The sequence below is a fragment of the Bradyrhizobium sp. 139 genome, from assembly GCF_023074175.1.
GTDB lineage: Bacteria > Pseudomonadota > Alphaproteobacteria > Rhizobiales > Xanthobacteraceae > Bradyrhizobium.
The window spans coordinates 1-583 of the sequence record NZ_JADPKS010000138.1 but is presented as its reverse complement, the minus strand read 5'-3'; the positions used below and the strand labels follow the sequence as shown (position 1 = coordinate 583).

The 583-nt window shown below is 57.8% G+C and carries 1 protein-coding gene; it reads left to right on the top strand.

The window, feature by feature from the left end; genetic code table 11:
• Positions 1-127: 127 nt before the first annotated feature.
• The coding region (locus IVA80_RS30695; RefSeq protein ID WP_247438498.1) for an aminopeptidase P family N-terminal domain-containing protein at positions 128-583 on the top strand (456 nt) is incomplete at its 3' end.

Genomic DNA, 583 nt, shown 5'->3' with positions numbered 1-583 from the left:
TTCGACGCATCAACGAAGCTGAGATGGCTGGACGGTGTTTGGAATAAGAATGGGCGAGGTGGATAACCGTGCCGTCAAACCGATCGACCGAAACGAAACATCAATGGTTGCGAAGAGGAACTGATCTATGACCGCGCTCAAACCGATCCCTTTCACCGGCGCCCCGTTCCCGAAATCAGAGTACGAGCGGCGGCAGAAGAAGGTGCTTGAAGCGGTGAGTCGAGCTGACCTCGACGCAGTCGTGGTCACCGCTCATGGTCATGTCCGGTATCTCAGCGGATACGATGGGATGGGCGCGTACTTCATGCCATTCCCGTTGATCCTCGTGCCGGGGCGAGCACCGACATATGTGGTCCGCGAATACGAACTGACTGGCGTTCGCGCAGAAAGCTTCATCGACGAGATCGTTTGCTATACGGAGCAGCCAGACTTTGCCAAGGTGTGCGCCGAAGTTCTTCGGCGGTTGGGATTGGCGGGCAAGAGGGTAGGTTTCGAGCTCGGCTGCTGGAATCTCGCGCCGGCCGATGTAAGTGCGCTCCAGGAGCGCCTTCCGGAAATGAAGGTCGTCGATGCCTCGCGTCTT